The sequence below is a fragment of the bacterium genome (assembly GCA_030019025.1).
In the GTDB taxonomy this organism is placed as follows: Bacteria; Hydrothermota; Hydrothermia; order UBA1063; family UBA1063; genus UBA1063.
The window spans coordinates 1-6,521 of the sequence record JASEFR010000042.1 but is presented as its reverse complement, the minus strand read 5'-3'; the positions used below and the strand labels follow the sequence as shown (position 1 = coordinate 6,521).

Here is a 6,521-nt window from a genome sequence, read left to right as displayed (position 1 = left end):
TGGCTTCCTCCTCTTCTATACTCGGTAAACCTTTCTTTTCCCGCCAAAGGTTCCGCAAAACAATCAGTTTGGCTGTGTGGATACATTACATATCTATTGGTAATATGAGTTTTGCTATGTGGGAGATTTCACGGAAAAGTCAAAAGAAGGTTTTGCATGAAAACGTGGTGGCGTCGCACTTCTAAATTCTGGCTTTACGAAATTTACTATATATTTGGTGGGGAGTGAAAGAAGCCTACTGTTTTTGGTTTTATTCTGTTTCCAAAAATGGGCGCTATACTGACTTCTTTGGCTTTGTACCTTATTTTTGGTTCTCTGTTAAGAACGAGTTCTCCATTTATTGGAAATTGTATGATGTGGGCTCGTAACATGCTTGTTGAATCAACCAGAATTTTACGTATGTATCTGGCTGTTTCTTCTCCTGCCAGCAAAGCTTCTTCGAGCCCTATTACTGCGATTTTTTGGTTAATGGTTTGTCTCCTACGTAGTCTTCTAAGGAATTCTATGATGCTTATCTTATCTTTCATTTCTTCAAAGCCTTTTCCTATCAATTTTCTCTCGATCAGATTATATCCTACTTCCATGAGTTGCAGGTCTTTCATTAATCTTCACCAATAAACTCTTCAAGTGTTGTGGGTTTTACTTTTTTAGGTATCGTAGTTGCCACTCCTGCTATCTTTGCGTAAATCTCGTCCCCTGTCTTTTTATATATTAATTCAGAGACTTTTTTAACGTCTTCTCCCCCATATTCTGAGAGGTATTTAAGTATTGGTTTTCCTTCTGCGTAGACTACATAAATCAAATGGACTTTGTCTATTGTCGAGAGAACTTCTCCTTTTCTGATTTTTTCTTCTATGTACAGCTTTCTTTCTTGAGGGTTCAAAATCTTGACACTATTCCCGGCTTTTTCTATCAGGCTTTCCTTCATAAATGCGCCTATTTCCATTCCTCCCTTGCTTAATCTCTTATGTAATGCATCATAGCTGATGCTGTCTAATCCAGCAAGATAGCTACAATATATTTTCGTCATTTCGTCAATTGTTCCAGGTAATGCTTCAATATCCTTAATCTTGAGGAGCGAGTCGATTATGTCATCTATGTTGCTTACAGCTTCTTCAACCTTCACTTGGTTACCATCTTTGAATATGTTTGGGTAATGTCTCGAAAAGAGCTCAAGACATTTGCCCATAGTGACAACGAACATGTCCTCATCCCTCAAATCTCTATCAGAAAGCCATAATCTTTCAAGGACTTCTCTTGCCTTCTCATGAATTCTGTCTTTGAGTGTTTCCCAACTTATCCTCTCAGGTTCTTCAAAGGTTTTTTCGCAAACTATGATTATGTCGTACCGGATGCCTCCGCCATGCACACCAACCCTTGCCTCGGACCTAACTGGGTATATTGCTGAAATTACAAAACGTGGCCATCCTTCTTCACGAGCTTCAAGTATCGCCCTAAGTGTAGATGCCCATGCCTCGCTTCTTTCATGATGAAAAGTGAAAGCCATCAATCCGTCGTCTTTGAGTACCCTGTTACATTCTTTGAATACGTTGGTTAAACCTTTTAAGAAGAAATCGTCATTCTTGTTTTGCACAAGATTTTTTATGATTTCTCTTGAACGTGGCGAATATTCTCCTTGATAACACTCATACTTATCCTTGAGAGCCAATCTTTGCCAAACATAGAAGAAGTCTGATATCTCGGAATACATCACATTATCATAGTATGGGGGATCTGTGATGATTGCGTCAATGGATTTTTCAGGTATAAATGAGAGGTCTTCTGATGTCTGAGCTTTTAACATTACATTAGCCTTTTGTCTCAAGATTTCATCAAAATCCTTACCCAAATAACCTTTTAAATCATGTCCAACTGTAACCTTATCCGAGTTGCCATTTTTGGACATGATCTCATAAGGATGAAGCATGTAGCTTTTTGCTCGGAGTGTTTTGTCAACATAACTTGTAAAAGTTCCTCTTCCATATTTTGTTCCCCAAACGTTGTTCTCCACCGGTGTATTTGGGGGCCAGTAAGCATGATGCCCAAACAATGGCTCTAACTTCCTGTCATATTCATCGGCTTTCTTGTACCCTCGCTCATCGCAATAAGGGCAATAGTACTCTATAGCGTACATCTCTGCTTTTGGAATTTTTCCCTCCCGCCTAACAGATCTTAAAACTTCACTCTTATCCCCACATGGACAGAAATAGTGTTTTCCTTTGATATACCCGTCAGATGGTGTAAATGTTCTTTCGCAATTTGGACAAGTAATTTCTTTGTCTATATCTTCCGTCTCAATTATTTCTTTGCATGACGGACAGAAGACTACATGTAGCTTTTTGCTGAGAGACGCGATTCTGAAGGAGCTAAAAAGTGGAACATCATTTCCACACCTAAGGCATCTGACTTTCTTTACCCAGAAAACATACATTACGTCAGCTTGTTGGCCGCATTTTGGGCACAAGGTTTTATAGTATTTCTTAATTTCGTCTGCCAGTCTTTCCTCAAGTTTAGTAAATTCCTCTTTGAATCTGTCCAGATTTAAAGGTTCAACCTCTTTCTTTGTTATAAACCAGGCAACAGGATGAATATCTATCCCAATAATTCGGCAACCAAGCTTTAGGGCCTCGACAACTGTGGTTCCTCCGCCTATAAATGGGTCAAGGATTATTTTCTCATGAAAATCCGTTCTTTGATAAAATCTTCTCCAGAGCTCATTTTCGGAAATACCCAAGGGTGAGAATGCAGTCAAAATTATCATTCTGAATATGCTGCCAAGTCTTCTTGCCCACCACTTGTGAAGCTGATAGATGGGCTTCTTGGCATTTGCTTCTTTAAGGGCGACCTCGTTAAGCCGTTCGATCGGAAAATCTTTTGCTATGTAACTCATACCCTCACCTTAATTCGAGGGACTACGCACTCCATAAGAGACAAACCGCCATGAGCTACAACTTTACCATAGCCTTCAATAGGCCAGAAATATCTGCCTCGAACATAACAATAGTTATCATCTATTAGAACATAACTTGCATCCTTGGGGAGTCCCCTTAGTCTCTCCAAATCCTTCTGCTCAGCCTCTACTATCTCAACGTATCGACTCGACCCGAAAACTCGTTCCTTCAAAAACTTTCTATCACCCCCAGCCAAAGCCCAAACAGAATTGACCATTATGTAGCCATGATCAGAGGCTATCGTCACATCAGCCCCTTTAATCCTCCTCAGAACCTCAAGTAGCAAATGTTTAGTTTTGTTATACGCCTCGGGAGGAGGGATAATTCTTGCGGCATGATGCAGAATTTCATCGGGATAAGAAATCCAAACTGGTAATTTAAAATCTATCTCAGAAGGAACCTTACCACTCTTGATTTCAGTATACTTAATATCTATAATGTCTCTAAACCGTTCTGTTATAGATGGCAAAGCCGAGAAACCATAGCTATACTCAAGGATTTCATAACCGTTTTCCTTCAAGTCTTTAAAGAGAAGATTTCCCTCCCTAATGCTCATACCATCAACAATGATTAAGGGGGTTTCAAATTTGAAAGACGATTTTGCTATCTGCTTGTACAGGTAATCATATATCTCAAAAAAGACATTGTTCAACTCCCGTTCAAACTCAGAAACAGCGTCTTCTTGCCTGAAGTATTCATCACAGCCAGAATTTGTGTTCCACAACTCAATCAAAATCTTCCAAGTCTCTTTTATGGGATTATCAGACTCGACAAGTCGTCTAATGTAATCCTCACGCAATCTTCTCAGCCTCAACTACAGCCTTAACAATGCCTCTACCCAGAGAGCGAGGCAACTTATCAATCAATTCGATAACTTCCTTCTTACTCATCGGGCCTTCGATAACCAACTTGAGTTTAACATCGGGTACCTTAGGCTTCCTAATGTTCAAAGAATTGACAAAAGTATTGAATGACTTGAAATCGTCAAAAGAGCCACCAGAAAATTCCAACGCGATACCTTTAATTTGCATGCCATCTGGCACCTTCCTCTCAACTTCAACGGATAGGCTAAAAGGAGACGAATGTTCAGATGTCTCAATTGTCTGTGACGGCGCTTTTCTTTCTTCTTCCTTTTCAATAATCTCCTCGCTCTTGGGTTCAATAAACTCTTCGAGAGCCTTGGGTATCTTTTTAATGACCTCCTCAGTCTTTCTTTCCGCAACCTTTTCTTCTTCAATAAACTCCTCTGGAGAAGGAACATACTTGCTCAGAATAACCTTCATATCATCGTTAAAAGAAGGAAGAGGGTCTGGCTTACGCATGCGCTTGCCCTTATATTCTATTACTATCTTATCTTGTCCATATAGTGATCTCAGAGCCTCTTCAAGAAGAGCTTCAACTACGATTATCGGCTTGCCTGGAGTAGCCTTAAAATCATACTTTATGTCCTCGAGCCTCAGCCCATTATTCTTTCCTTCCAGATGCTTAAGAATTTCACCCCGAATTGTTTCAACATCATAGCTCGCTTTAACATTGGACCTTACTTCGTCTAAGTTGCAAGGAACAAGTCGGTACTTGATTTCTCCGTCCTCGAATCCTGTAACCTTAACCCAATATCCATAAATCTCAGAGATCTTCTCTCTCAAGGACCTGCTATCTCTGTTTCTAAGCTTGTCAAGCAGGGTTTTATTCTCTCCTGAGACTTCATTTTCATACTGATCGCATAAACGAAGCCTCTCAGCTACAACCAGAAGGTCTTCATTTTTAGTTATATCTTCGCTTTTCGGGATATACAGAATTAATCTATTAGCAAATTTCTTACCCTTGTAAAATTCATTGATTTCAGATTGATTCAGGGTCTTAAGGGAAACAGCAATTCTTATTCTGTCAGTATCAGTCTCTTCAATATCGTCTCTAAGTTCTTTGTCAGGATGATATATGAGGTAAGAAAGGTCTTTCCTCAACCTTGCTTTAATAATATCCAAGGCATCTTTGATTTTTCCTCTATCGACGGTTTCAAGAGCCTTATTTTGAATCAGCGTAACGATATTTGCCTCATAACCGATAACATATTTGCTGTCCCTAATCCAAACATGAGGCGCAATATTGGGCAAATCTAAAAGGACAGAATCGATGTCATTAATGTTCATTCCAGGCCGAAGGGTACCTAAAACGACATCATTTCTTGAGGCTCCGGCACTTCTGCCTTCCCCAAAAGAATAAAGCAGAATAGTATTCAGTAAGCTTCTCACAGTATCCTTTTCTATGGCCTCCGCGTCCTTCTGCGTATTCTCAACGAGGATCCTATCAAGCGATAACAGATCTCCTTCACTCATATCAATGTCAGACGTCAAAAGCAAATCGATGTCTTGGCATTTCTTTGCGACAACTGATGCTAACAAACACAGAACGCCTCGAGTATTCTGGTAATTTGGAGAACTACTGTATCTGGTCAATAGAGCATCGATTAGTTCGGGATGTATAGGATACAACTCTGCCATTCTGTGTTCATATGATGGTGGATTCAGTATCTCAACTTCCGCATCATGATAATGCTTCAAATAGGTGCTTGCAATTTTCGAGGCAGCCTTTTTATCGACATCCTCAAAAAGCCTGAACGATATGATTTTGTGCCTGTCCTTTGATAGTGTCAAATTTGCGCGATAGGGTTCAACCCTGTCAATCCGCGCCAAAACTTCCCCAACTTCACCGTACAAAGCACAGAACACAAGCAACTTGGGCTTCTCTTCGCACGCTACTTCTGCCAACACTTGCAGAAAATTTAAATTATTGTCCTTGTCCTTAACCCCTTTATACCAACTCTCAACCTCATCCATTATGATGATAGTGACTCCCTTGTCTGCCACAGCCTTCTTCAAAAGACCGCTTCCAGGAAAAATTGTAACTTTTTTCAACAAATCCTCTCTACCGAGACCTTGAAATATGGGTTCCCAGAGATAATTCGGCGGGTAATCCATCAAGGAAAAAGCCAAAACAGTAGCACCTTCGGGTAAATCTAAGCCTATTTTGTTTTCCTTAAGCCATTTTTTTCCAATACCTGGATTCTTGAACAAATGATACAAAAGACACAAGATACGGCTCTTGCCTGTACCGTAACCTCCCATTATTTCAAAGAAACCAGCTTTCTTAGAGCCTTTGAGTTTCCCATCTATCGCCTCTAACAGATTCAATATTTCTACAGAAGGATAAGTGCTACCAAAAATGTATTGAGGACTCTCCTCTTTTCCATGTTCAAAGATGCCTCTTAAACTATCCCAACCGTGAATATCGCCTTTAATCACTTCATCTCTAAGTTTGACTACATCAGCTATTTTCATGAGACCACCCTAAAGATAACGAAATATTCCCTCTGAGTATGTGAGATAACATAATGACATTGTACTCATTAATCTTTTTCATTTGTGCAATTATCAATTTTCTTTTCAGCCTCTTTTTCGACTTGCTTTTCTATGTTCTTCTTTTTCTTTCAGATACTTGTCGTATTTTTCCAACACCTCGTCAACTATTGTGTTGATGAAGTCTGACGCACTGTGATAAGGCGTATTCATC

4 protein-coding genes are annotated in these 6,521 nt (G+C 39.8%); all 4 read right to left on the bottom strand.

From position 1 onward, the window contains the following. Positions 1-206: 206 nt before the first annotated feature. The 4 genes from QMD82_08310 to QMD82_08295 are packed head-to-tail and all read right to left on the bottom strand — an operon-like array spanning position 207 to position 6,289. On the bottom strand, positions 207-602 hold the full coding sequence (locus QMD82_08310) for a hypothetical protein (GenBank protein MDI6851919.1): 396 nt from the start codon (positions 600-602) through the stop codon (positions 207-209). Then, on the bottom strand, positions 602-2,890 hold the full coding sequence (locus QMD82_08305; GenBank protein MDI6851918.1) for a DNA methyltransferase: 2,289 nt from the start codon (positions 2,888-2,890) through the stop codon (positions 602-604). The genes QMD82_08310 and QMD82_08305 overlap by 1 nt, the downstream gene beginning before the upstream one ends. Further along, positions 2,887-3,765 carry a hypothetical protein gene (locus tag QMD82_08300; GenBank protein MDI6851917.1) on the bottom strand — a complete coding sequence of 293 codons (879 nt, stop codon included), beginning with the start codon at positions 3,763-3,765 and terminating at the stop codon, positions 2,887-2,889. Before QMD82_08300 ends, QMD82_08305 begins: the two co-directional genes overlap by 4 nt. Then, positions 3,743-6,289, bottom strand: a complete 2,547-nt coding sequence (locus tag QMD82_08295) for a hypothetical protein (GenBank protein ID MDI6851916.1) — start codon at positions 6,287-6,289, stop codon at positions 3,743-3,745. Before QMD82_08295 ends, QMD82_08300 begins: the two co-directional genes overlap by 23 nt. Positions 6,290-6,521: the final 232 nt, after the last annotated feature.

Coding starts and splice junctions, on each gene's coding strand:
- QMD82_08310 (MDI6851919.1), bottom strand. CDS start 602: ATGAAAGACCTGCAACTCATGGAAGTAGGATATAATCTGATCGAGAGA.
- QMD82_08295 (MDI6851916.1), bottom strand. CDS start 6,289: ATGAAAATAGCTGATGTAGTCAAACTTAGAGATGAAGTGATTAAAGGC.
- QMD82_08305 (MDI6851918.1), bottom strand. CDS start 2,890: ATGAGTTACATAGCAAAAGATTTTCCGATCGAACGGCTTAACGAGGTC.